Here is a 24,660-nt window from a genome sequence, read left to right as displayed (position 1 = left end):
TGGCCGGCATCGGCGCGGCGTCCCCTCCTGTGTGAGGGGATTTTTCGTTTCTCGAACCAGACAGCCGCAGGCAGAGACGATCGATGGAGCTTTGAGGATCATGAGCGAGACGAACCCCGCCGCCGCCTCCGAGGTGGCGGCGCCGCACCGCTACACGGCCGCCATGGCTGCCGACATCGAGGCACGCTGGCAGGACTTCTGGGACGCCGACGGCACCTACGCCGCGCCCAACCCCACGGGCGACCTGGCCGGTGACACGGAGACCGCCGCCCGCCCCAAGAAGTTCATCATGGACATGTTCCCGTACCCCTCCGGTGCGGGCCTGCACGTCGGCCACCCCCTGGGCTACATCGCCACGGACGTCTTCGCGCGCTTCCAGCGGATGACCGGCCACAACGTCCTGCACACCCTGGGCTTCGACGCCTTCGGCCTGCCCGCCGAGCAGTACGCGGTGCAGACCGGCACGCACCCGCGCGTGTCCACCGAGGCCAACATGGAGAACATGAAGTCCCAGCTGCGCCGGCTGGGCCTGGGCCACGACAAGCGCCGCTCGTTCGCGACGATCGACCCGGACTACTACAAGTGGACCCAGTGGATCTTCCTGCAGATCTTCAACTCCTGGTACGACCACGACGCCCGCCGGGCCCGCCCGATCGCCGAGCTGGTCGCCGCGTTCGAGTCCGGTGAGCGGCCCGTACCCGGGCACACGCGCGCGTGGAGCGAGCTGAGCGCCTCCGAGAAGGCCGACGTCCTGGGCGAGTTCCGCCTGGCCTACGCCTCCGACGCGCCGGTCAACTGGTGCCCCGGGCTGGGCACCGTGCTGGCCAACGAGGAGGTCACCGCCGAAGGCCGCTCCGAGCGCGGCAACTTCCCGGTCTTCAAGGCCAAGCTGCGCCAGTGGAACATGCGCATCACGGCCTACGCCGACCGGCTGCTGGAGGACCTGGACGCGCTGGACTGGCCCGAGGCCATCAAGCTGCAGCAGCGCAACTGGATCGGCCGCTCCGAGGGCGCCCGCGTCGACTTCCCCATCGACGGCGAGCGCATCACCGTCTTCACCACCCGCCCCGACACCCTGTTCGGCGCCACCTACATGGTGCTGGCGCCCGAGCACCCGCTGGTCGAGAAGTTCACCCCGGCCGCCTGGCCGGAGGGCACCCACGAGGTGTGGACCGGTGGCCACGCCACCCCCGCCGAGGCCGTCGCCGCCTACCGCGCCCAGGCCGCGTCCAAGTCCGACGTGGAGCGCCAGGCCGAGGCCAAGGACAAGACGGGCGTCTTCATCGGCGCGTACGCGACCAACCCGGTCAACGGCGAGCAGGTCCCGGTCTTCATCGCCGACTACGTGCTGATGGGGTACGGCACCGGCGCGATCATGGCCGTGCCGGCTCACGACCCGCGCGACTTCGCGTTCGCCCGCGCCTTCGAGCTGCCGATCCGCTGCGTGGTCGAGCCGACCGACGAGCGCGGCACCGACCCGGCCACGTGGGACGACGCCTTCGCCTCCTACGACGCGAAGATCGTGAACTCCTCCGGCACCGGTGTCTCCCTGGACGGCCTGGGCGTGGTCGAGGCCAAGACCCGCATCACCGAGTGGCTGGAAGCCGAGGGCGTCGGCGAGGGCACCGTCAACTTCCGGCTGCGCGACTGGCTGTTCAGCCGCCAGCGCTACTGGGGCGAGCCCTTCCCGATCGTCTACGACGAGGACGGCATCGCCCACGCGCTGCCCGAGTCGATGCTGCCCCTGGAGCTGCCCGAGGTCGAGGACTACAGCCCCCGCACCTTCGACCCGGACGACGCCGACACCCAGCCCGAGACGCCGCTGTCGCGCAACGAGGACTGGGTGAACGTCACGCTGGACCTGGGTGACGGACGTGGCCCGCGCCCGTACCGGCGCGAGACCAACACCATGCCCAACTGGGCCGGTTCCTGCTGGTACGAGCTGCGCTACCTGGACCCGCACAACTCCGACAAGCTGGTCGACCCCGAGATCGAGCAGTACTGGATGGGCCCGCGCGAGGGCATGCCGCACGGCGGTGTCGACCTGTACGTCGGCGGCGCCGAGCACGCCGTGCTGCACCTGCTGTACGCGCGCTTCTGGTCCAAGGTCCTGTACGACCTGGGACACGTCTCCTCCGCCGAGCCGTTCCACAAGCTGTTCAACCAGGGCATGATCCAGGCCTACGTCTACCGCGACAGCCGCGGCATCGCCGTGCCGGCCGCCGAGGTCGAGGAGCGCGACGGCGCCTACTGGTACCAGGGCGAGCAGGTCTCCCGGCTGCTGGGCAAGATGGGCAAGTCCCTGAAGAACGCGGTCACTCCGGACGAGATCTGCGCCGAGTACGGAGCCGACACGCTGCGCCTGTACGAGATGGCCATGGGCCCGCTGGACGTCTCCCGTCCCTGGGACACGCGCGCGGTGGTCGGCCAGTTCCGGCTGCTGCAGCGGCTGTGGCGCAACATCGTCGACGAGGCGACCGGCGAGGTCACCGTCGTCGACGCCGAGCCCGACGAGGAGACGCTGCGCGCCCTGCACAAGGCGATCGACGGGGTCCGCGGAGACCTGGAGGGCATGCGGTTCAACACCGCCATCGCCAAGGTCACCGAGCTGAACAACCACCTGACCAAGGCGGGCGGCGCCGTGCCGCGCTCGGTCGCCGAGCCGCTGGTGCTGATGGTCGCGCCGCTGGCCCCGCACATCGCCGAGGAACTGTGGCGCAGGCTGGGGCACACGGACTCGGTGGTGCACCGGGACTTCCCGGTGGCCGACCCGGCCTACGTGGTCGACGAGACCGTGACCTGCGTCGTGCAGATCAAGGGCAAGGTCAAGGCGCGGCTGGAGGTCGCGCCGTCGATCTCCGACGAGGAGCTGGAGAAGGCCGCGCTGGCCGACGAGAAGGTCGTCGCAGCGCTGGGCGGCGCCGGGATCCGGAAGGTGATCGTGCGCGCGCCGAAGCTGGTGAACATCGTTCCGGCGTAGCCGGCAGGGCGTGAGGGTCCCTCTCGGGGTGGCCCCCTACGGGCAGGTTCGGGGTTTTTCTGGAACTCCGGACCTGCCCGTTGCGTTTACCGTGGAAGAGCGACGCGAGGCGCCGTGACGTCCTGAGGAGGAGCCCTTGTGGAAGCAGTGATCGCAGTCTTCGCCCTGCTCTTCGTGCTCTTTCTGGGCCTCGGGGCGTACGCCACCGTGAAGGCGGTCGGCGCCGCCAAGCGCGGCGTGGACCGCGGCATCACGCAGGCCCGCCGCACGGTCGAGGACCACACACTGCGTGCCAAGTCCTTCGCCCAGCCCGGAGCCGCGGGCGAACTGGCCCAGCTCCGGCTGAAGCTGCGCACCTCGCTGCGCGCCACCCAGGAGGCCTTGCACGCGGCCGTCGCCGAGGACGCGTCCCTGAAGGAGTCCGTCGGCCTCTTCGAACGGCTCAGCGCGCACGGACACGAGCTGGACGACGAGCTCAAGCGCCTGGAGTCCGAGCCGGACCGTGCCGCGCTCACCGAGCGGCTGCCCGGGCTGCGCGAGCGCACCGAACGCATCACGCACTCGGCGGACTCCCTGCGCTGGGCGGCCCGCGACCGGGCCCGCCGCTTCGCCGAGGACGACCTGGACACGCTCAGCGCCCAGATCGACCTGGAGTCCGGCGCGCTGCGGCACTGGACGGGGCCGGAGCCGCAGTCCGGGTCCGCACAGCAGTCCGCGTCCGCGCGGCAGCCCGGCTCGCCGCCGTGGCCCGAGGCACCCCCCGCCGATGCCGGGACGGCCGGGCAGACCTGGCCGGACAGTGCGCAGCCGGGCCCGGCGCGGGAACCGGCACGGCCCGCCATCACGCCGCCGGGACCGCGCCTGACGCACCCCTGGCAGAAGAAGCCCCGTCCCGAGAGCACCACTTGAACCGGCCACTCGCACCGCAGGGCGCAGGGCCCGGGCTGCCACACGAGCGCTACGGCAGGTAACCTCCAGCTCATGTCCCGCCATGTCGCGATCGTCACCGATTCAACGGCCTACCTGCCGACCCGGACGATGGAGCGTCACGGCATCACAGCGGTACCGCTGACCGTGGTCCTCGGTGACCGGGCGCTGGAGGAGGGCACCGAGATCTCGACCCGGGCCCTCGCCCAGGCTTTGCAGAAGCGGCGCTCCGTGACGACCTCGCGGCCCGCTCCCGCGGTCTTCGAGGAGACCTATCGCAAGGTCGCCGAGTCCGGCGCCACCGGCATCGTCTCCCTCCACCTCTCCGCCGAGCTGTCCGGCACGTACGACGCGGCCGTCGTGGCCGCTCGGCAGGCGCCGGTGCCGGTGCGGGTGGTGGACACCGGCATGATCGCGATGGCGCTCGGCTTCTGCGCTCTCTCCGCTGCGCAGGCCGCCGAGTCGGGCGGGACGGTCGACGAGGCCGTCGCAGCAGCGGAGAAGAGGGCCGCGGGCAGCTCCGCCTACTTCTACGTCGACACCCTCGACTACCTGCGGCGCGGCGGCCGTATCGGTGCCGCTCAGGCGCTGCTGGGTTCGGCGCTCGCGGTGAAGCCGCTGCTGCAACTGGCCGACGGCCGTATCGAACCGCTGGAGAAGGTGCGGACCGCGTCCAAGGCGATCGCCCGCCTCGAGGAGATCGCCGCCGACCGAGCGGGCAGCGCCCCGGTGGATGTCGCCGTCCACCATCTCGCCGCCCCCGACCGGGCCTCGGCCCTCGCCGACCGGTTGCGGACACGGGTGTCCGGGCTGGCCGATCTGCATGTCAGCGAGGTCGGGGCGGTGATCGGGGCGCATACGGGGCCCGGGCTGCTGGGAGTCGTGGTTTCGCCCCGGTGAACGTTGCTGTGGGACTCCGGTCGCCCGTGTGAGTGACGGAGTTGTCCACAACCGGGGCTCTGTCCCCGGGAATCGACCATGATCATCGCGGGTGGGGCGAGGTGGCCGATCCTCGTCGCATGGCACTTCGATCACGTTCACGCACGGCGACCGCGACCAGTGGGCCCGGCCGTGGGCCGGGGTCCGACGGGCGCGTCCGTCCTCACCGACGCCCGCCGGCCGCGCGCGGGCGGGCCGGACAGCGTCATGCCTCGGCGGAGGAACTCCGGCGGCGCGCGGGGATGCTGTTCGGTGACCGCACCGGGCCGGTGGGGCATCCGGGGCGGGCCGAGCCGGCCGAACGGCCCCCGGGGCACCGGGAGTCGGGGCAGGGGCCACCGGGCCCGGCCGATGAGGATCAGAACGGGCGGTGGCCCGGGGGTCAGGAGACCCTCAGGCAGTCCGAGGGCGTCCCCCTCTCGCCGGCCGGTGGGCACGGCGGCGCCGTGGAGGGAGCCTGGCGGGAGCGGGCCGGCCTGGCGCTGCGCGAGCGCATGCCGCTGTGGGTGCAGTCCAGGTGCGGTCTGGAGCGGCGGAGCGTGCTGGCCCTGACCGTGGTGCTCGTCGTCGCGGCGGCATTCGCCGCGCAGCACTTCTGGACGGGACGGACGCAGTCCGTGCGGGCGCCGGAGGTGGTGCGGGCGGCGGTGCCGTTCGGCGAGCGGCAGGAGAGCGGGCCGGGCGGACACGAGCGGGGCCCTGATGCCGTCGGAGCCTCCTCCGGTGCGTCCTCCGAGGCTCCGTCCGGGTCGCTGAAGGCGGGGGCGGGCGAGATCGTCGTGGACGTCGGCGGAAAGGTCCGCGAGCCGGGGATCCACCGGCTGCCGCCCGGCTCCCGGGTGGCGGACGCGCTGCAGGCGGCGGGTGGGGTGAAGCCGGGCACCAACACCGACGGGCTCAACCGCGCCCGGTTCCTCGTGGACGGCGAACAGGTGATCGTCGGGGGACCGGCTCCCGCGGGCGGAGCGGGGGTGAGCGGTGCGGCTCCGGGCGGTCCGGCCGGGGTGGTGACGGGTGGGGCGGCGGGACCCGCGGCCCCGGTCTCCCTCAACACGGCCACCGTGGACCAGCTCGACACTCTGCCGGGTGTCGGCCCGGTGCTGGCACAGCACATCATCGACTACCGCACGCAGCACGGTGGTTTCCGTTCCGTGGACGAGCTGCGCGAGGTGAACGGCATCGGCGACCGCCGCTTCGCCGACCTGCGCGACCTCGTACGGCCATGAGGAGCCTCCCCGGCCCCCCGGCACGGCAGGACGAGGCCGCGCCCGGGCTCCGCCCCGCCCGGTCGTCCGTGCACGCGGCCTCCGGCACGCGTCTCGGCACGGCCCGTCCACGCCAGGAGGGGCCGACGGACCTGCGGCTCGTGCCGCCCGCCCTCGCGGCCTGGGGCACGACGGCGCTGGTGCTGCACGCCTCGCCCCGCTGGGCGCTCGGCATCGTGCTCGGATGCCTGGCGGCCGCCGGCCTGATGTCACTGGCCCGGGGACCTCGGGCCGCGTCATGGCCGCGCGCCACGCTCGCCGCCCTGCTGCTGTGTGTCGCCGGGGCTGCCGCCTCGGCCGGGCTGCACGGGGCGGATCTGCGCCGGGGACCCGTGCCCGGCCTGGCGCGGGAGTACGCGACGGCGACCGCCGAGGTCGAGCTCACGTCCGACCCCCGGCTCACCCGGCCCCGGGTGAGCGGCGATCACGTGGCTCCGACGGCCGTGCTGATCGACGCCGACGTGCTGCGCGTCCACGAGGCGGGCGGCGCGGCGGTGACCACACGGACACCAGTGCTGATGATCGTGGACGGGGGTGCACGGGACCGGGCGGCCGGAGGGAGGGGGCGGTCGCCATGGCTCGGGCTGCTGCCGTCGACGCGGCTGCGGGTCGATGCGCGGCTGGCGCCCGCGATGACGGGCGGCGACCGGGTCGCGGCAGTGCTGCGCGTGCGGGACCAGGGCGCACCGGACGTGGTGGGAGGGCCCTCGGGGCCGCAGCGGCTCGCCGGGCGGTTGCGTGCCGGGCTGCGGGAGGCGACCGACGGGCTGCCCGCGGACGCCCGGGCGCTGCTGCCCGGCCTGGTGGTCGGGGATACCTCGCGCATCACACCCGAGCTGGAGGAGGCGTTCAAGGAGACCGACCTCACGCACACCCTGGCCGTCAGCGGAGCCAACTTCACGATTCTCCTCGCGCTGCTGCTCGGTCCGCCCGGCCTGGCGCAGCACGCCGAGCGGCGGGGGCTCGCGCCCCGGCTCGGTGTCTCGCTGCGCGGCACGGCCGTACTCGGCGGTGTGCTCTCGCTCGGGTTCGTCGTGGTGTGCAGACCGGATCCGAGCGTGGTGCGGGCGGCGGCCTGCGGAGCCGTGGCCCTGCTCGCCCTGGCGACCGGTCGCCGGAGGTCGATGATCCCGGCGCTGGCGACGGCGGTCCTGCTGCTGGTGCTGTACGACCCGTGGCTGGCGCGGAGTTACGGGTTCCTGCTGTCCGTCGTCGCGACCGGTGCCCTGCTCACGCTCGCGCCGCGCTGGAGTGCCGGGCTGCGGCGGCGCGGGGTGCCACCGAGGTGGGCCGAGGCCCTGGGCGCCGCCGCAGCCGCGCAGGCCCTGTGCGCGCCCGTCGTCGCCGTGCTGTCGGCGCGGGTGAGTGTGGTGGCGGTGCCGTGCAATCTGCTCGCGGAGTTCGCGATCGCACCGGCTACCGTGCTGGGGTTCGCGGCACTGGCGACGGCGCCGGTGGCGATGCCGGTGGCCAAGGCCCTGGCCTGGTGCGCGCACTGGCCCGCCGAGTGGATCGCGGGGATCGCCCGGACCGGGGCGGCGCTGCCGGGCGGGGGAGTGGACTGGCCGGGCAGTTGGGCGGGCGCGGCGCTGCTGCTGGCCGTGACCCTCGCCCTGGTGTTCGTCGGACGGCGGCTGCTCGGGCATCCCTGGTGGTGCGGGGTCTGCGGAGTGCTGCTGCTCCTGGTGGTGGTGCAGCCGCCACCGCTGACCCGGGTGGTGACGGGCTGGCCGCCGCCCGGCTGGCGGCTGGTGATGTGTGACGTGGGGCAGGGCGACGCCCTGGTGCTCGCGGCGGGCGAGGGTGCCGGAGTGGTGGTGGACGCGGGGCCCGACCCGCGGCTCGTCGACCAGTGTCTGCGCTCACTGGGGATCAGCCGGATCCCGCTGGTCGTGCTCACCCACTTCCACGCCGATCACGTGGCGGGCCTTCCCGGGGTGCTGCGTGGACGGGCGGTGGGCGCGATCGAGACGACGGGGCTGGAGGAGCCCGCGGACCAGGCCGCGTTGGTGCGGAGGCTGGCGGCGGCGCGGCGGATTCCCGTGACACGGGCGGCGGTCGGGGAGCGGCGGCGCACGGGGGAGTTGTCCTGGCAGGTGGTCTGGCCACCCCCGAGCCCACCGCCGGACAGCCCACCGCCGGGCGCGCAGCCAGGGGTGCTTGCGGGGGTGCGTCCGGCCCACCCGGTGCCGGAGGGGCCGAACGACGCCAGCGTCGCCCTGCTGGTCCGCTCGGCCGGACTGCGCCTGCTCCTCCTCGGGGATCTGGAGCCCCCGGCACAGAGGGCTCTGGCGCGCTCGCCGGCGGCCGAGGCGCTGGAGGGTGTGGACGTGCTGAAGGTCGCCCACCACGGCTCGGCCTACCAGGACCCGGGCCTCATACGCCGGGCGGCCCCGCGCCTGGCCCTCATCTCCTGCGGTGAGGACAACTCGTACGGGCATCCGGCACCGGGCACGGTGGCGGCGCTGAGCGCCGGGGGTGCGACGGTGCTGCGGACGGACCGGGACGGCGCGCTCGCGGTCACGGGAGAGGGCGGCGGCGAGCTGGCGGTGGCGCGAGACTGAAGGCATGAACTCAAGCCAGGTTGATGCGTATCTCCGCCGACTGGGAGTCGGACACCCGGCGTGGCCCACCGTCGACGCGCTGCGCGAACTGCACCTGCGGCACCTGCAGGCCGTGCCGTTCGAGAACCTCTCGATCCATCGGGGCGAGGAGATCGTGCTGGAGGAGAAGCGGTTGCTGGACAAGGTGGTGGGCGCGCGGCGGGGCGGGTTCTGCTACGAACTCAACGGCTGCTTCGGGGCGTTGCTCACGGCACTGGGGTACGACGTGGCGCTGCTGGCGGCGCGGGTGTACGGAGACGAGGGGCGGCTCGGGATCCCGTACGACCATCTCGCGCTGAGAGTACGGACGGTGGACGGGGGTGACTGGCTGGCCGATGTCGGGTTCGGGGCGCACAGTCACCTTCCGCTGGCGTTCGGGGACCGGGGGGAGCAGCAGGATCCGGCCGGCACGTTCCGGATCGTCGAGGCGGGGCCGGACGCGGCCGGAGTGCGCGGGGGGCACGGCACGGTGGAGGCGGCGGACCTGGACGTGTTCCGCGACGGCAGGGCGCAGTACCGCCTGGAGGTGCGGCCGCGGGCGCTCGGCGACTTCGTGGCCGGGGCGTGGTGGCACAGCACGTCGCCGGTGTCGCACTTCACGCGGTCGCTGGTGTGTTCGCGGGTGACGGAGGACGGAGGACGGATCACGCTCAGCGGGCGCCGGTTCACGGTGACGGCGGCCGACGGCTCGCGGGAGGAGAGGGAGCTGGGGACGGACGAGGAGGTGCTCGGGGTGTACCGGGAGCGGTTCGGGATCGAGCTCGACAGGGTGCCGGTGTCGCGAAATCCCGCTTAGGGAGTCAATTGCGGCCCCAGGGGGCTACTCAGGCGTAGTACCAGCACATCTGCTGGATTCCCGTGATGTGGTCCCGTGTTGCCTCGAAAGCCTCATGGGTGGTCGAATGCGTCTTCGGCACGTGTGATCAACAGTGATCAACAGGCGATTTCGAGTCACTCAGAGGAGCCGTGGATGATCGGCCGCTGGCGGGCAAGCCGCACCGACCGGGTGCACCGGACGAGTCCCCTGGCGGCGGTGCCGACACCGCCGAGCGCGGGGGTGCTGGCCTGCCGGGTGCTGGACCCGGTGAACGAACCGGTCCGGCACGCGGAGTTCGCGGTGACGGACGCCGTGGGGCGGCCGGTCGTCAGCGGCGGAGCGGATCCGTACGGATCGTTCGTGACGACGGTGCCGGCGGGGGAGTACCGGCTCGCGGTGTCGGCGGAGGGGTACACGCCCTACCGGGCGACGACGCAGGTCGCCGAGAACGCGCTCGCGTCACTCGGGGACGTGACGCTCCAGGTGGCCCGGCCGCCGGAGCTCCCCGACACCGGTGACTGGGAGGTCGAGTCGGCGCACTCCTCGATCGGCTTCACCGCGCGGCACATCGGACTGGCCCGCATCCACGGACGGTTCAAGTCGTTCGCGGGGGTGATACGGGTCGCCGATCCGGTGGAGCGGTCGGCGATGCACGTGGTGATCGACGCGGCCTCCATCGACACCAACATGAGGATGCGGGACGACCACCTGCGCTCGGCGGACTTCCTGGACGTCGAGAGGTTCCCGACGCTGGAGTTCTACAGCGACCGGTTCGTGCACAAGGGCGGGAACCGGTGGGCCGTGACCGGGGCGCTGTCGCTGCACGGCGTGACGCGGACGGTCACGCTGGACACGGAGTACCTGGGGCTTGGCAACGGCATGGAGGGCGAGGTGCGGGCGGCCTGCCGGGCCACGACCGAACTGCACCGGGACGATTTCACGGTGAGCTGGCAGACGATGCTGGCGCGCGGCATCGCGGTGGTGGGGCCGAGCATCAGGGTCGACCTCGATGTGCAGATCGTCCGCAAGGGCTGAGTGACCCGGCCTCGTGGCGGTGTCGGACAATGTCCGGCGTGAGTGATGTGCGACATGTGCTGGTGCTGCCCGACCGTGATGCCGCGGAAGAGGTGGTGGAGGCGCTGCGGGAGCGGTTCGGGGTCGTGGAGGAGCCGCAACTGGTGCGGGACGCCCTGGCCGGGGAGGACGACGCCGAGGACGCGCAGTGGCTGGTCGTCCTGCGGGACGAGGACGAGCGGCTGGATCCCGGGGAGCTGGACCGGCTGGCCGGCGAGTGGGAGGGCTGGCGGGAGGAACCGTAGGCGGTCCTCCGAGGGCGCACGGCCCGGTCCGTCGGGGTCCGCTGTCAGTGGCGCGTGGGATGCTTGGGGCGATGGCCAGGAAGACTGCGAATGACGACCCCCTCGCCCCGGTGACGCTCGCCGTGGGCCAGGAAGAGCTGCTCCTCGACCGTGCCGTCCAGGAAGTGGTGGCCGCGGCGAAGGCAGCCGACGCCGACACGGACGTACGGGACCTGACCCCGGACCAGCTGCAGCCCGGCACGCTCGCCGAGCTGACGAGCCCGTCGCTCTTCGCGGAGCGCAAGGTCGTGGCCGTACGCAGCGCGCAGGATCTGTCGGCCGACACGATCAAGGACGTGAAGGCGTACCTCGGGGCACCGGCCGAGGAGATCACCCTCGTGCTGCTGCATGCCGGCGGGGCGAAGGGCAAGGGGCTGCTCGACGCGGCGCGCAAGGCGGGGGCCCGCGAGGTGGCCTGCCCGAAGATGACGAAGCCGGCGGACCGGCTGGCGTTCGTGCGGGGCGAGTTCAGGACGGCGGGGAGGTCCGCCACACCGGAGGCGTGCCAGGCGCTCGTCGACGCGATCGGCAGCGATCTGCGGGAGCTGGCCTCGGCGGTGTCGCAGCTGGTCGCGGACGTCGAGGGGACGATCGACGAGGCGGTCGTCGGGCGGTACTACACCGGGCGGGCCGAGGCGTCGAGCTTCACGGTCGCCGACCGGGCGGTCGAGGGGCGGGCCGCTGAGGCCCTGGAGGCGTTGCGCTGGTCGCTGGCGACGGGGGTCGCGCCCGTGCTCATCACGAGCGCGCTCGCGCAGGGCGTCCGGGCGATCGGCAAGCTGTCCTCCGCGCGCGGGGGGCGGCCGGCGGATCTCGCACGGGAGCTGGGCATGCCGCCGTGGAAGATCGACCGGGTGCGGCAGCAGATGCGGGGCTGGACTCCGGACGGGGTGTCGGTCGCGCTGCGGGCCGTGGCCGAGGCGGACGCGGGGGTGAAGGGCGGGGGCGACGACCCCGAGTACGCCCTGGAGAAGGCCGTCGTCACCATCGCCCGCGCGGCCCGCTCCAGGGGGCGGGCATAGGGCCTGCCGCGCGTCGCGTCGCTCAGAACACCGGTTCCCCCATCCCCAGCAGATTGCCCTCGCTGTCGTGGAACCAGGCGCCGCGTTCGCCCCGTGCTCCCTTGCTCGGGTAGTTGCCCTCGATCTCGGCGATGCCGTCCCGCGTGCGGAAGCCGGGGGTGTCGACCTCCTCGAAGACCACCCCGCGGCGTTTCAGCACCGCGACCGCCGCATCGAGGTCCTGGACCTCCAGCGCCATCTGAGTGAAGGTGCCGGGAGAGGCCCCCGTCGAGCGGAACAGGACGAACTCCGCGCCGCCGCACCGGTAGAGCAGCCCGCCGGGGCGTTCGTCCACGGGATCCAGGCCCAGTTTCTCCGCGTAGAAGTGCCGCGCCCGCTCCAGGTCCTGGGCGGGGAGCCTGGTCGCCGCGCGGACCAGGACCGGTGCCTCGGTGTCGTGTGCGTCCATCTCTCCACTGTGCCGTGATCGAGTCGCCCTCTTCCTGCCGAAGAGGAGAATCGGGGGTATCAGCCGTACGTCGCCGAGTGACGGAGAGGTGGCGAGAGTCATGGCTGAACACCCGCACGCAGCGCTGGTCCGCAAGGGATTCGAGGCGTTCTCACGCGGTGACATGGACACTCTGCGCGGATTGATCGCCGGGGACGCCACCCACCACGTGCCCGGAGATCACCCGTTGTCGGGTGACTTCAAGGGGGTGGACTCGATCATCGACATGTACGAACGGCTCGGCGCTGAGACGAACGGGACCATGCGCGCCGAACTGATCGGCATCGCCGTCGACGGCCGCGGTCACGCGGTCGGCATGACCCGCTTCACGGCCGAGCGCAACGGAAAGAGCCTCGACGACACCGGCTGCATCGTCTTCCGGATCGTCGGCGACAAGGTCACCGACTTCGACGAATGCGTCGAGGACATCGACAAGAACAACGAATTCTGGTCCTGAACAGGCCGAAGGCCCCGCCGGCCGCCCTGGGGAAGGGCGGAAGGCGGGGCCTTCGGTACGAGCTGCTGGATCCGCGCCCGCGTGGCGAACGCAGGCCGCGCGCGGATCCGGGGTGCCGGACGGGAGCGGATGAGAGAGGGCCCGCTCGGTTCCCTCCGGCGTCACATCAGATGTCAGCCCTTGAGCGCGTCGACCTTCGAAGCAAGCGCCGACTTCTTGTTGGCGGCCTGGTTCTTGTGGATGACGCCCTTCGAGACGGCCTTGTCGAGCTGACGCGCGGCGACGCGCTGGTACTCGGTGGCCTTCTCGACGTCACCCGCGGCAGCAGCCTCACGGGCCTTGCGGATCGCGGTCTTGAGGGAGGACTTGACGGCCTTGTTGCGCAGCCGCGCCTTCTCGTTGGTCTTGATCCGCTTGATCTGGGACTTGATGTTCGCCACGAATGAGCCTTCTCAGGTTCTGGCACGAGGCCGCACGGACACCGCACGATCCCGTACCGGGTGATTTCTTGGGTCGTGCCTCCTGCGAGAGGGCATGAGGCACAGCCACCCAGGCTACCAGCGGCCCCTTCCACGGCCCAAACCCGTCCGTGGTCCCCACCCGTGGGACCATGGAGGCTACGTATCGATCCGACCCGAGACCGCAGACACTGCGGACGCCTCAAGAATCAGGACCCTGCGTGCCCGCGATCCCCAGCCACGTGCCCGAGCCGAGCCGTACCGACCCGGCTCTGATCCGCAACTTCTGCATCATCGCGCACATCGACCACGGCAAGTCCACGCTCGCCGACCGGATGCTCCAGCTCACCGGAGTGGTCGAGCAGCGGCAGATGCGCGCCCAGTACCTCGACCGCATGGACATCGAGCGCGAGCGTGGCATCACGATCAAGTCACAGGCGGTGCGTCTGCCGTGGGCTCCCACCCACGACAAGAACGACACGCACATCCTCAACATGATCGACACCCCCGGGCACGTCGACTTCACCTACGAGGTCTCCCGGTCGCTCGCCGCGTGCGAGGGGACCATCCTCCTGGTCGACGCCGCCCAGGGCATCGAGGCGCAGACCCTCGCCAACCTGTACCTGGCGATGGAGAACGACCTCACGATCATCCCGGTGCTGAACAAGATCGACCTGCCGGCCGCGCAGCCCGAGAAGTTCTCCGAGGAGCTCGCCAACCTGGTCGGGTGTGACCCGGAGGACGTCCTCAAGGTGTCCGCCAAGACGGGTCTGGGCGTCGAGGCGCTGCTCGACAAGGTCGTCGCGGAGATCCCCCCGCCGGTCGGCGTCGCGGACGCCCCCGCCCGCGCGATGATCTTCGACTCGGTCTACGACTCCTACCGCGGTGTCGTGACGTACGTCCGTGTCATCGACGGTCAGCTCAACAAGCGCGAGCGGATCCGGATGATGTCCACCAACGCCACGCACGAGCTGCTGGAGATCGGCACGAACTCGCCGGAGATGCTGTCGGCCGACGGCCTCGGCGTGGGCGAGGTGGGCTACCTCATCACCGGTGTGAAGGACGTCCGCCAGTCCAAGGTCGGTGACACCGTCACCAGCCAGCAGAAGGGGGCCACGGAGGCGCTCGGGGGCTACAAGGACCCCAAGCCCATGGTCTTCTCCGGGCTGTATCCGCTGGACGGCTCGGACTACCCCGAGCTGCGCGAGGCACTGGACAAGCTCCAGCTCAACGACGCCGCGCTGGTCTACGAGCCGGAGACCTCCGCCGCCCTCGGCTTCGGTTTCCGCGTCGGTTTCCTCGGCCTGCTGCACCTGGACGTGATCCGGGAGCGGCTGGAGCGCGAGTTCGGCCTCGACCTGATCGCCACCGCGCCGAACGTGGTCTACCGCGTCCTCATGGAGGACGGCACCGAGCACACCGTGACCAACCCCAGCGAGTTCCCCGAGGGTAAGATCTCGGAGGTCTACGAGCCGGTCGTCCGGGCCACCATCCTCGCGCCCAGCGAGTTCATCGGCTCGATCATGGAGCTGTGCCAGACCCGGCGCGGCACCCTGCTCGGCATGGACTACCTCTCCGAGGACCGGGTCGAGATCCGCTACACGCTGCCGCTCGCGGAGATCGTCTTCGACTTCTTCGACCAGCTGAAGTCCAAGACCCGCGGTTACGCCTCGCTCGACTACGAGCCCACCGGCGAGCAGACCTCCAGCCTGGTCAAGGTCGACATCCTGCTGCACGGCGACAAGGTCGACGCCTTCTCGGCGATCACCCACAAGGACGCGGCGTACGCGTACGGTGTGCGGCTCGTCGCCAAGCTGCGCGAGCTCATCCCGCGGCAGGCCTTCGAGGTGCCCATCCAGGCGGCCATCGGCTCCCGGGTCATCGCCCGCGAGACCATCCGCGCCATCCGCAAGGACGTCCTCGCCAAGTGCTACGGCGGTGACATCTCCCGCAAGCGGAAGCTGCTGGAGAAGCAGAAGGAGGGCAAGAAGCGGATGAAGATGGTGGGTAGCGTGGAGGTTCCGCAGGAGGCCTTCATCGCCGTCCTGTCGAGTGATGACAGCGCGGGGTCGGGCAAGGGCAAGAAGTAATCACGGATTACCGCGGGTTACACCGCAATCCGGGTTGAACAGGGGCTCGCCGTGCGAAAGTGCGGCGGGCCCTGTGCGTTCGCGGGGTAGCCCTCTGTACGAAGTGACAGGCCGCGGACCCTTACGCGGGGGCCGGTCGCCCTTTACTCTGATCCCTGCTCGATAGTTACTCGCGAGTTAAACAAGGGCTCGCGAGCGAACCCAGCCGCACCTGAGCCAGCCGCACGTCGCGGGCCCGGAGGATGTCGTGAGCGACACACAGACCCTGATCGAGAACCGTCCGCCGTCCGTGGCGGGCCTCTTCCTGGAGCGCGTGGCGGCCACGCCGGACGCCGAGGCCTATCGGTATCCGGTCCCGTCCGCGGGCCAGGGACCGGACGACTGGAAGTCACTGACCTGGGCGCAGTCCGCCGAGCGGGTCTACGCCATCGCGGCGGGCCTCATCGAGCTGGGCGTGCAGCCCGAGCAGCGGGTGGCCCTCGCCGCCGGCACCCGGATCGAGTGGATCCTCGCCGACCTCGGCATCATGTGCGCCGGAGCGGCCACGACCACGGTGTACCCGCAGACCAACGCCGACGAGTCCGCGTACATCCTGTCGGACTCCGAGAGCCGGGTGCTCATCGCGGAGAACGCCGAGCAGCTGGCCAAGGCGCAGGAGAAGCGCGCCGAGCTGCCCGAGCTGACCCATGTCGTGGTCATCGACGGGGCCGGTGTCGAGACCGCCGACTGGATCCTCACCCTGGACGAGCTGGAGAAGCGCGGCGCGGCCCGGCTGGAGAAGGACCCCGACCTGATCAAGGAGCGGGTCGGCGCGATCACCAAGGACCAGCTGGCCACCCTCATCTACACCTCCGGCACCACCGGACGCCCCAAGGGTGTGCGTCTGCCGCACGACAACTGGTCGTACATGGCCAAGGCGATCGCCGCGACCGGGCTGGTCAGCGGCGAGGACGTGCAGTACCTGTGGCTGCCCCTCGCGCACGTCTTCGGCAAGGTGCTGACCTCCGGGCAGATCGAGGTCGGGCACGTCACCGCCGTGGACGGCCGGGTCGACAAGATCATCGAGAACCTGCCGGTGGTGCAGCCGACGTACATGGCGGCCGTGCCGCGCATCTTCGAGAAGGTCTACAACGGCGTGGCCGCGAAGGCCCGCGCGGGCGGCGGCGCCAAGTACAAGATCTTCCAGTGGGCGGCCGAGGTGGCCCGCGAGTACGCCAAGGTGGCCCAGGACAACTTCCGGCGGACCGGCACCGCGTCCGTGCCGTTCGGGCTGGGCGCGAAGCACAAGGTCGCCGACGCGCTGGTGTTCGCCAAGATCCGCGAGGCCTTCGGCGGGAACCTGCGGGCCTGCGTCTCGGGTTCCGCCGCCCTCGCGCCGGAGATCGGCTACTTCTTCTCGGGCGCCGGCATCCACATCCTGGAGGGCTACGGTCTGACCGAGTCCTCGGCGGCGTCCTTCGTGAACCCGGGCGAGGCCTACCGCACCGGCACGGTCGGCAAGCCGCTGCCCGGCACGGAGGTGCGGATCGCCGACGACGGGGAGATCCTGCTGCGCGGTCCGGGCATCATGGAGGGCTACCACAAGCTGCCCGAGAAGACCGCCGAGGTGCTGGAGCCGGACGGCTGGTTCCACACCGGCGACATCGGGGAGCTGTCGGCCGACGGGTACCTGCGGATCACCGACCGCAAGAAGGACCTCATCAAAACCTCGGGCGGCAAGTACATCGCCCCGGCGGAGGTCGAGGGGCAGTTCAAGGCGGTGTGCCCGTACGTGTCCAACATCCTGGTGCACGGGGCCGACCGGAACTTCTGCACGGCGCTCATCGCGCTCGACGAGGTCGCCATCACCGACTGGGCCAAGGACAACGGCCTGGAGGGGAAGTCGTACGCGGAGATCGTCGCCGCGCCGGTGACCGTCGAGATGGTCGACGGGTATGTGAAGCAGCTCAACGAGGGGCTGCAGCGGTGGCAGACCATCAAGAAGTTCCGGCTGCTGCCGCGGGATCTCGATGTCGAGCACGGTGAGATCACGCCGAGTCTGAAGCTGAAGCGGCCCGTGGTGGAGCGGGAGTACAAGCATCTGATCGAGGAGATGTACGACGGGTCTCGCGAGGCGTAGGGGGTGGTGGGGGCTGTGGGGCGGCCTCGGGTTCGTCGGGGTTGTCCGCGCCCACGCGGCGGAGCCGCACATCGACACAGCCCCGCGCCCCTAGGTGACTTCCCCCACGCGGCGTTTCAAGTCCTGGATCTCCGTCTTGAGGCGTTCCACCTCTCTTCCCTTGCGGTAGAGGTCCAGGAAGACGCTGACCTTGGCCCTGAGGACCCACGGGTCGAAGGGCTTGGTCACGTAGTCGGCGGCGCCGGTCGCGTAGCCGCGGAAGGCGTAGCCCGCGTCGTCGTCCGCGCCGGTGAGGAAGATGATCGGGACGTCCCGGGTCTGGTCGAGGCGTTTGATGTGGGCGGCCGTCTCGAAGCCGTCCATGCCGGGCATGCGGATGTCGAGCAGGACCAGGGCGATCGGCTGCCGCAGCAGGGCCTTCATCGCCTCCTCACCGGAACGGGCGCGTACCAGCGGCTCGTTGAGGGAGGCGAGGACGGCCTCCAGGGCGGTCAGGTTGTCCTCCATGTCGTCGACGAGGAGGATTGCCGCGCGGTCGGGGTGGGTGGCCGTGCCGCTCATGCTTCTTCTTCCGTGCCCTCGGGGTCCAGGAGTGCGCACACGACCGTCAGCAGGCCGTCGATGTCCACCGGCTTGGGGACGTAGTCGTTGGCGCCGCGGGCGATGGACTTCTCCCGGTCGCCGGGCATCGCCTTGGCGGTCAGGGCCACGATCGGCAGGCCCGACCAGCGGGGTGTGCGGCGGATGGCGGAGATGGTCTCGTAGCCGTCCATCTCCGGCATCATGATGTCCATCAGCACCAGTTCGACGTCGGCGCTGCGCTCCAGCGTCTCGATGCCCTCGCGGCCGTTCTCCGCGTAGAGCACGGTCATGCCGACCCGGCCCAGGACATGGGTGAGGGCGAAGACGTTGCGGATGTCGTCGTCGACGATCAGCACCCGCCGTCCGGCGAGGATCCGGCCCGGCCGGCCGGACGTCCACGCCTCCAGCTTCGTCGGCGACGGCCAGGCGTCGTCCGTGTCGTGCGCGACCGGGACGGTCCCGGCGGCGGGCTTGAGGGGGAGCGGAGGGTCGGCGCGGTCCTCCGGAACGGGTGCGGGCGCGGTGTGACCGGGGCTGACGACCGGCACGTACAGGGTGAACGTGGAGCCCTTTCCGGGTTCGCTCTCGGCGACGATCCGGCCGCCGAGCAGGCCCGCGATCTCCCGGCTGATGGACAGGCCGAGGCCGGTCCCGCCGTACTTGCGGTTGGTGGTGCCGTCGGCCTGCGCGAACGCCTCGAAGATCACCGGGAGTTTCTCGGGCGCGATCCCGATGCCGGTGTCGGACACCGAGAACGCGATGACGTCGTCCGTTTCCCGGACGTAGCGGTGCTCGGCGTCCTGCACCCGGTCCACCCGCAGCTCGACCTTGCCGGACGCGGTGAACTTGATCGCGTTGGAGAGGAGGTTGCGCAGGATCTGCTGCAGGCGCTGTTCGTCCGAGTACATCTCGCGCGGTACGTCCTCGCCGACCGCGACCTCGAAGGCGAGCCCCCGGTCGAGGGTGAGCGGCCGGAAAGTGGCGTGGACGTAGTCGAGCAGCTTGATGAGCGGGAGCCGCTTGGGGCGTACGTCCATGCGGCCGGCCTCGATCTTCGACAGGTCCAGGATGTCGTTGATCAGCTGCAGGAGGTCCGAGCCCGAGCGGTGGATGGTCGTGGCGAACTGCACCTCCTGGTCGGAGAGATGGCCGTCCGGGTTGTCGGAGAGCAGCCGGGCCAGGATGAGCAGCGAGTTCAGCGGGGTGCGCAGCTCGTGCGACATGTTGGCCAGGAACTCCGACTTGTACTGCGAGGACGTGGCCAGCAGGGCCGCCTTCTCCTCCAGTTCGGCGTTGGAGCGCTGGAGTTCGCCCTGCTGTTTCTGGAGTTCGTCCGAGCGCTCCTGGAGCTGCATGGCCAGGCGCTGGGACTCGCCGAGCAGCGACTCCGTGCGGGAGTTGGCGATGATCGTGTTGATGGCGACGCCGATGGTGTTGACGAACTGGTCGAAGAACGCCAGGTGGACGTCGGAGAAGCGGGAGAACGAGGCGAGCTCGATGACGCCGAGGAGCTTGTCCTCGAAGAGGATCGGGATGATGACGATGGTGGTCGGGGCCGCCTCGCCCAGACCACTGTTGATCTTGATGTAGTCGGGTGGGGCGCCCTCCACCAGGATGCGCTTCTTCTCCCGGGCCGCCTGCGCGACCAGGCCGTGCACCGGCAGGCCGCCGGTCTCGACGGTCGCGTCCTGGGCGGCGCCGTACCCGGCGATGAAGGCGAGCCCCTTGGTGGGGGTCGTGGCTCCGGCCTCTTCCGGGTCGGCCAGGTAGAACGCGCCGTACTGGGCGTTCACCAGCGGGGTCAGCTCGCGGAGTATCAGGTCGGCGACCTCCATCAGGTCCCGGTGGCCCTGCATCAGGGCGGCGAGCCGGGCCAGGTTGGACTCCAGCCAGTCCTTCGCGCGGGTCGTCTCGCGCAGGTTGGCCACCATCAGGTTGATGTTGTCCTTGAGCTCGGCGACCTCGCCCTGCGTCTCCACGGTGATCGAGCGGGACATGTCGCCCTGGGCCACCGCGGAGGCGACCTCGGCGATCGCGCGGACCTGGGTGGTGAGGTTGGAGGCGAGTTCGTTGACGTTCGTCGTCAGGCGCTTCCAGGTGCCGTAGACGCCTTCGACCCGGGCCTGGCCGCCGAGCCGTCCCTCCGAGCCCACCTCGCGGGCGACCCGCGTGACCTCCGAGGAGAAGGAGGACAGCGTGTCGACCATCGTGTTGATGGTGGTCTTCAGCTCCAGGATCTCGCCGCGCGCGTCCACGTCGATCTTCCGGGACAGGTCGCCCTGCGCCACGGCCGTCGCGACCTGGGCGATGTTGCGCACCTGGGAGGTGAGGTTGTCGGCCATGTAGTTGACGTTGTCCGTCAGGTCCCGCCAGACGCCGGAGACGCCCAGCACCTGGGCCCGTCCGCCGAGCCGTCCGTCGGTGCCGACCTCGCGGGCCACCCGTGTCACCTCGTCGGCGAAGGCGCGCAGTTGCTCCACCATCGTGTTGACGGTGTCCTTCAGCTCCAGGATCTCGCCGCGCGCGTCGACCGTGATCTTCTTCGACAGGTCGCCGTTGGCGACGGCTGTCGTCACCTGGGCGATGTTGCGGACCTGCGACGTCAGGTTCAGCGCCATGAAGTTGACGTTGTCGGTGAGGTCCTTCCAGACGCCGGAGACGCCCCGCACCTGGGCCTGGCCGCCGAGGTTGCCCTCCGTGCCGACCTCGCGGGCCACCCGGGTCACTTCGTCGGCGAAGGCGGAGAGCTGGTCGACCATCGTGTTGATCGTGGACTTCAGCTCCAGGATCTCGCCCTTGGCCTCCACCGTGATCTTCTTGCCGAGATCGCCCTGCGCGACGGCGGTGGAGACCAGGGCGATGTTGCGGACCTGCGAGGTGAGGTTGTCCGCCATGAAGTTGACGTTGTCGGTGAGGTCCTTCCAGACGCCGGACACGCCCCGCACCTGGGCCCGGCCGCCGAGGTTGCCCTCGGTGCCGACCTCGCGGGCGACGCGGGTGACCTCGTCGGCGAAGGCGGAGAGCTGGTCGACCATCGTGTTGATGGTCGACTTCAGCTCCAGGATCTCGCCCTGCGCGTCGACCGTGATCTTCTGGGACAGGTCGCCGTTGGCGACGGCCGTGGTCACCTGGGCGATGTTGCGGACCTGGGACGTCAGGTTCGACGCCATGAAGTTGACGTTGTCGGTGAGGTCCTTCCACACCCCGGACACGCCCCGCACCTGCGCCCGGCCGCCCAGCCGGCCCTCGGTGCCGACCTCGCGGGCGACGCGGGTGACCTCGTCGGCGAAGGCGGACAGCTGGTCGACCATCGTGTTGACGGTCAGCTTGAGCTCCAGCAGCTCGCCGGTCGCCTCCACGGTCACCGTGCGGGTCAGGTCGCCGCGGGCCACCGCGGTCGTCACCGCCGCGATGTCCCGGACCTGGGCCGTCAGCCGGGACGCCATCGTGTTGACGGCCTCCGTCACGTCCCGCCAGCTGCCCGACAGGCCCTGCACCTTGGCCCGCCCGCCGAGCCGCCCCTCGGTGCCCACCTCGCGGGCCACCCGTGTCACCTCGCCGGTGAACAGGGACAGCTGGTCCACCATCGTGTTCACGGCCCGGCCCAGGCGCCGCAGATCGCCGCGCAACTGCCGTGTCCCGTCGTGCAGATCGACCCGCTGGGTCAGATCGCCGCCGGCCACCGCGTCCAGCACGCGCGTGGCGTTCGCCGCCGGGGCGACCAGGGCGTCGAGCAACTGGTTCACGTCGTCGACCCGGGACGTCCACAGGCCCTGGCCCGGGCTGGCCGAGAGCCGCTCGTCGAGCCGTCCGTGCCGCACCAGTTCCCGTCGGACGCGCCGCACCTCGGAGGTGAAGTGGACGCTGCGGTCCATGATCTGGTTGTAGACGGCGGTCAGTTCGGCCACCATCCCGTGGCCCGATTCCGGCACCTTGCCGAAGTCGCCGTCGCGTGCCGCGGTCATGGCGGCGAGCAGCGGGCGCAGATCGGATGCACGAATCTGACCGTCTTCGTACCGGTCTTCGACCACAGGAGTAGCACGGTTCTCACTCATGGCGGCCCACTTCGGTAACTCGGCGCTTATGGGCGGGGCCAGTCTGTCACTCTGTCGGCATCGACTGTGGCGTATTCGTACGAACTGCCCGGGGAGCTGTCCATGGGGGCCATTCCGACGCAACGGGAGACCGCCTCCCGTGCCTCAGAAGCGCCTGTATCCGCTTGGGAGACGCCCGTGCCCGTCCAGGAAGGGCCCGTTCCCGCGGAGCCCGCGCCGGCCGCGGAGGTGAGGACACCGTCCGCCGGGACGCTCGCCTCCGGTACACGCGCGCCCGCCTGCACGGCGCCCGCGTCCGCCGCCGAGGCGCCCGTACCGGAGCGCGCGCGGGCGCACGCGACCCTGCCCGGCACGTCGCTCGCCCCGGGCGCCGCCCGCGCCCTCGTGCGCGAGGCTCTCGCCGAGTGGACCGGGCTCGGAGTGCCCGGCGCCGAGCACCTCACCGACCGTCTCGCCGACGACGCCACCCTCGTCGTCAGCGAACTCGTCACCAACGCCGTCGTGCACGCCGGCACCGGCGTCGAGACGGAGTTCCGGCTGGAAGGCGCCGTGGGCGGTGCCCCGGACACGACCGTGGTGGTCGTCGAGGTCTCCGACCACCACCCCTCCCGTGCCCCGCGCGGCGGCGAGCCGGAGACCCCGCACGACACCCCCGAGTACGGGCGCGGTCTGCGGCTCGTCGGCGCGCTCTGCGAGGCGTGGGGCGTCACGTACCGCACGGGCCGCAAGACCGTGTGGGCCCGGCTGCCCGCCGGTGGCTGCGCCGCGGGCGAGCAGACCGGGGCGTACGCCGGGGAGCAGGCGCCCGCGCGCGGCCTGGGCGTGGCGGAGATCCTGGCACCCGCACCACGCCCGGACGAGGAGGCGGAGGAGGCCCCGCGGCTCAGGGGCGGCGGAGACCTGTGGAACCACCCGCGTGCGGGCCGAGAGCCGTGGGGGCGCCCGAGGGGCGCCCGATACACATGGGACTCACGGGGCGACGGCGAAGAGTGGTGGGACGCGCGCCGGGACGGGCAGGGCCCGGACCCCGACGACGAGGCGCAGCCCCGGCCCGGCTCACGGGAGTCCCGCGACCTGCGCGACTGGAACGACCTGCGGGACTGGCGGGACCGGCACGAGAACCGCGACGGACTGCACGGCCCCGACGGCGCCTGGCTCGGCCGCGGCGCCCTGTCCTTCCTCGCCGAGGCCTCCGACCTTCTCGCCGGACAGCTCGACGAGGACCTCGTCGCGGCCCTCGCCGGACAGCTGATCGTGCCCCGGCTGGCCGACTGGTGCGCGGTGTGGCTGGAGGACGAGGCCACCGCCGGCGGCTGGAGCGGCGGAGCCGGCCTGGGCGGACCGCGCCTCGCCCGGGTCTGGCACGGCAGCGAGAACCGCATCGAGGAGCTGCGCCGCGTCCTGGAGAAGGACCCTCCGCAGCCGTTCGACCCGATGGGCGCGTCCCCGTTCGAGCGCGGCCGGGACCAGGGCGGGTCCGGGCCCGTCGACTGCCCCTGGCCCGGCGAGGCGCTCGGGGACGGCGAGCCCGGTTCGGCCCTCGCGTACCGTCTGGTCGCCGGGGGACGCCCGCTGGGCACCCTGGTCATCGGACGCTCCGGACCGGCCGGCTTCCCCGACGAGATCACCGGCCTCGTCGAGGACCTCAGCCGCCGGGTGGCCCTCGCCATCGGCGCCGCCCGCCAGTACGCCCGGCAGGCCACCATCAGCGCCGTGCTCCAGCGCGGGCTGCTGCCCGGCGCCGTCGCCGAGATCCCCGGCGTGCGCAGCGCCCTCGTCTACGAACCGTGCGACAAGGGCGGTCCCAGCGGCGACTTCTACGACCTGTTCCCGGCCGGCGACGGCCGCTGGTGCTTCGCCGTCGGCGACGTCCAGGGCAAGGGCCCCGAAGCGGCCGTCGTGATCGGGCTGGCCCGGCCCTGGCTGCGGCTGCTGGCCCGCGAGGGCTACCGGGTCGCCGACGTCCTGGACCGCCTCAACCAGCTCCTGCTCGACGACGCCACGGAGGCCGCCGACGCGGCCGCCCGGGCGCTGGTCGCCGCGGGCGCGCGGCCGACCCCGCCCGGCGACGGTCCCCAGACCCGCTTCCTGTCCCTGCTCTACGGCGAGCTCGTCCCCTTCGACGGTGGTGTCCGCTGCACCATCGCCTCCGCCGGGCACCCGCTGCCCCTGCTGCTGGGGGCGGGCGGTGAGGTGCACACGGTCGCGCAGCCCCAGACCCTCCTCGGCGTCGTCGAGGACGCCACCTACACCAGCGACACCTTCGAGCTGCGGTCCGGCGACACGCTGCTGTGCGTCACCGACGGGGTGACCGAGCGCCGCTCGGGCTCCCGCCAGTTCGACGACGGGGACGGGCTCGCGGCGGCGCTGGCCGGGTGCGCGGGCCTGGACGCGGAGCTGATAGCCGAGCGGATCAAACGGCTGGTGCACGAGTTCGGGGCCCGGCCCCCGGCGGACGATCTGGCGCTGCTGGTGCTCCAGGCGGACTGACCGCCCGGGTG

17 protein-coding genes are annotated in these 24,660 nt (G+C 71.6%); 13 read left to right on the top strand and 4 right to left on the bottom strand.

What is annotated here, in order from left to right:
- The first annotated feature begins 100 nt into the window (after positions 1-100).
- The 9 genes from leuS (at position 101) to holA (ending at position 11,911) form a co-directional block, all read left to right on the top strand.
- Positions 101-2,980, top strand: coding sequence for a leucine--tRNA ligase (gene leuS / locus AB0F04_RS04830; protein WP_362037798.1), 2,880 nt, complete (start codon positions 101-103; stop codon positions 2,978-2,980).
- A gap of 138 nt (positions 2,981-3,118) precedes the next feature.
- Positions 3,119-3,889 (top strand): hypothetical protein, encoded by a 771-nt coding sequence (locus AB0F04_RS04825; RefSeq protein WP_362037797.1) that lies wholly within the window; start codon positions 3,119-3,121, stop codon positions 3,887-3,889.
- Positions 3,890-3,961: 72 nt separating this feature from the next.
- Positions 3,962-4,807 (top strand): DegV family protein, encoded by an 846-nt coding sequence (locus AB0F04_RS04820; RefSeq protein WP_362037795.1) that lies wholly within the window; start codon positions 3,962-3,964, stop codon positions 4,805-4,807.
- 119 nt (positions 4,808-4,926) lie between these two features.
- Positions 4,927-6,072, top strand: coding sequence for a ComEA family DNA-binding protein (locus AB0F04_RS04815; RefSeq protein WP_362037793.1), 1,146 nt, complete (start codon positions 4,927-4,929; stop codon positions 6,070-6,072).
- Positions 6,069-8,675, top strand: a complete 2,607-nt coding sequence (locus AB0F04_RS04810; protein ID WP_362037791.1) for a ComEC/Rec2 family competence protein — start codon at positions 6,069-6,071, stop codon at positions 8,673-8,675. The genes AB0F04_RS04815 and AB0F04_RS04810 overlap by 4 nt, the downstream gene beginning before the upstream one ends.
- Before the next feature lie 4 nt (positions 8,676-8,679).
- On the top strand, positions 8,680-9,510 hold the full coding sequence (locus AB0F04_RS04805) for an arylamine N-acetyltransferase (RefSeq protein WP_362037790.1): 831 nt from the start codon (positions 8,680-8,682) through the stop codon (positions 9,508-9,510).
- Between the two features lie 174 nt (positions 9,511-9,684).
- The gene (locus tag AB0F04_RS04800; RefSeq protein WP_362037788.1) at positions 9,685-10,566 is read left to right on the top strand and encodes a YceI family protein; all 882 of its coding nucleotides are present in this window, start codon (positions 9,685-9,687) and stop codon (positions 10,564-10,566) included.
- A gap of 38 nt (positions 10,567-10,604) precedes the next feature.
- Complete coding sequence (locus tag AB0F04_RS04795; protein ID WP_248500542.1) at positions 10,605-10,850, top strand: hypothetical protein; 246 nt, start codon at positions 10,605-10,607, stop codon at positions 10,848-10,850.
- A gap of 71 nt (positions 10,851-10,921) precedes the next feature.
- Positions 10,922-11,911, top strand: a complete 990-nt coding sequence (holA, locus tag AB0F04_RS04790; RefSeq protein WP_362037786.1) for a DNA polymerase III subunit delta — start codon at positions 10,922-10,924, stop codon at positions 11,909-11,911.
- 22 nt (positions 11,912-11,933) lie between these two features.
- On the opposite strand, the gene AB0F04_RS04785 is transcribed toward holA, so the two are convergent.
- Positions 11,934-12,359 carry a VOC family protein gene (locus AB0F04_RS04785; RefSeq protein ID WP_362037785.1) on the bottom strand — a complete coding sequence of 142 codons (426 nt, stop codon included), beginning with the start codon at positions 12,357-12,359 and terminating at the stop codon, positions 11,934-11,936.
- Positions 12,360-12,459: 100 nt separating this feature from the next.
- Here AB0F04_RS04785 and AB0F04_RS04780 point away from each other — a divergent pair, with 100 nt between their 5' ends.
- Entirely contained in the window at positions 12,460-12,855 is a 396-nt protein-coding gene (locus tag AB0F04_RS04780) for a nuclear transport factor 2 family protein (RefSeq protein WP_362037783.1), read from the top strand.
- 173 nt (positions 12,856-13,028) lie between these two features.
- Here the strand turns inward: AB0F04_RS04780 and rpsT are convergent, their stop codons facing one another.
- On the bottom strand, positions 13,029-13,295 hold the full coding sequence (gene rpsT / locus AB0F04_RS04775; RefSeq protein ID WP_053669127.1) for a 30S ribosomal protein S20: 267 nt from the start codon (positions 13,293-13,295) through the stop codon (positions 13,029-13,031).
- Between the two features lie 239 nt (positions 13,296-13,534).
- On the opposite strand from rpsT, the gene lepA reads away from it, so the two are divergent.
- Together lepA and AB0F04_RS04765 are read left to right on the top strand one after the other, a co-directional pair.
- Positions 13,535-15,403, top strand: coding sequence for a translation elongation factor 4 (gene lepA, locus AB0F04_RS04770; protein ID WP_362037782.1), 1,869 nt, complete (start codon positions 13,535-13,537; stop codon positions 15,401-15,403).
- Positions 15,404-15,650: 247 nt separating this feature from the next.
- Entirely contained in the window at positions 15,651-17,522 is a 1,872-nt protein-coding gene (locus tag AB0F04_RS04765; protein WP_362037780.1) for an AMP-dependent synthetase/ligase, read from the top strand.
- Between the two features lie 90 nt (positions 17,523-17,612).
- On the opposite strand, the gene AB0F04_RS04760 is transcribed toward AB0F04_RS04765, so the two are convergent.
- Complete coding sequence (locus tag AB0F04_RS04760; protein WP_362037778.1) at positions 17,613-18,083, bottom strand: response regulator; 471 nt, start codon at positions 18,081-18,083, stop codon at positions 17,613-17,615.
- Positions 18,080-22,159, bottom strand: coding sequence for a HAMP domain-containing protein (locus AB0F04_RS04755; RefSeq protein WP_362037776.1), 4,080 nt, complete (start codon positions 22,157-22,159; stop codon positions 18,080-18,082). The genes AB0F04_RS04760 and AB0F04_RS04755 overlap by 4 nt, the downstream gene beginning before the upstream one ends.
- A gap of 102 nt (positions 22,160-22,261) precedes the next feature.
- Between AB0F04_RS04755 and AB0F04_RS04750 the strand changes: the two genes are divergently transcribed.
- On the top strand, positions 22,262-24,649 hold the full coding sequence (locus AB0F04_RS04750) for a SpoIIE family protein phosphatase (RefSeq protein WP_362037774.1): 2,388 nt from the start codon (positions 22,262-22,264) through the stop codon (positions 24,647-24,649).
- Positions 24,650-24,660 lie beyond the last annotated feature (11 nt).

It is taken from the genome of Streptomyces sp. NPDC029041 (assembly GCF_040637515.1).
Lineage (GTDB): Bacteria > Actinomycetota > Actinomycetes > Streptomycetales > Streptomycetaceae > Streptomyces.
This window is presented reverse-complemented; position numbering and strand designations above follow the sequence as displayed.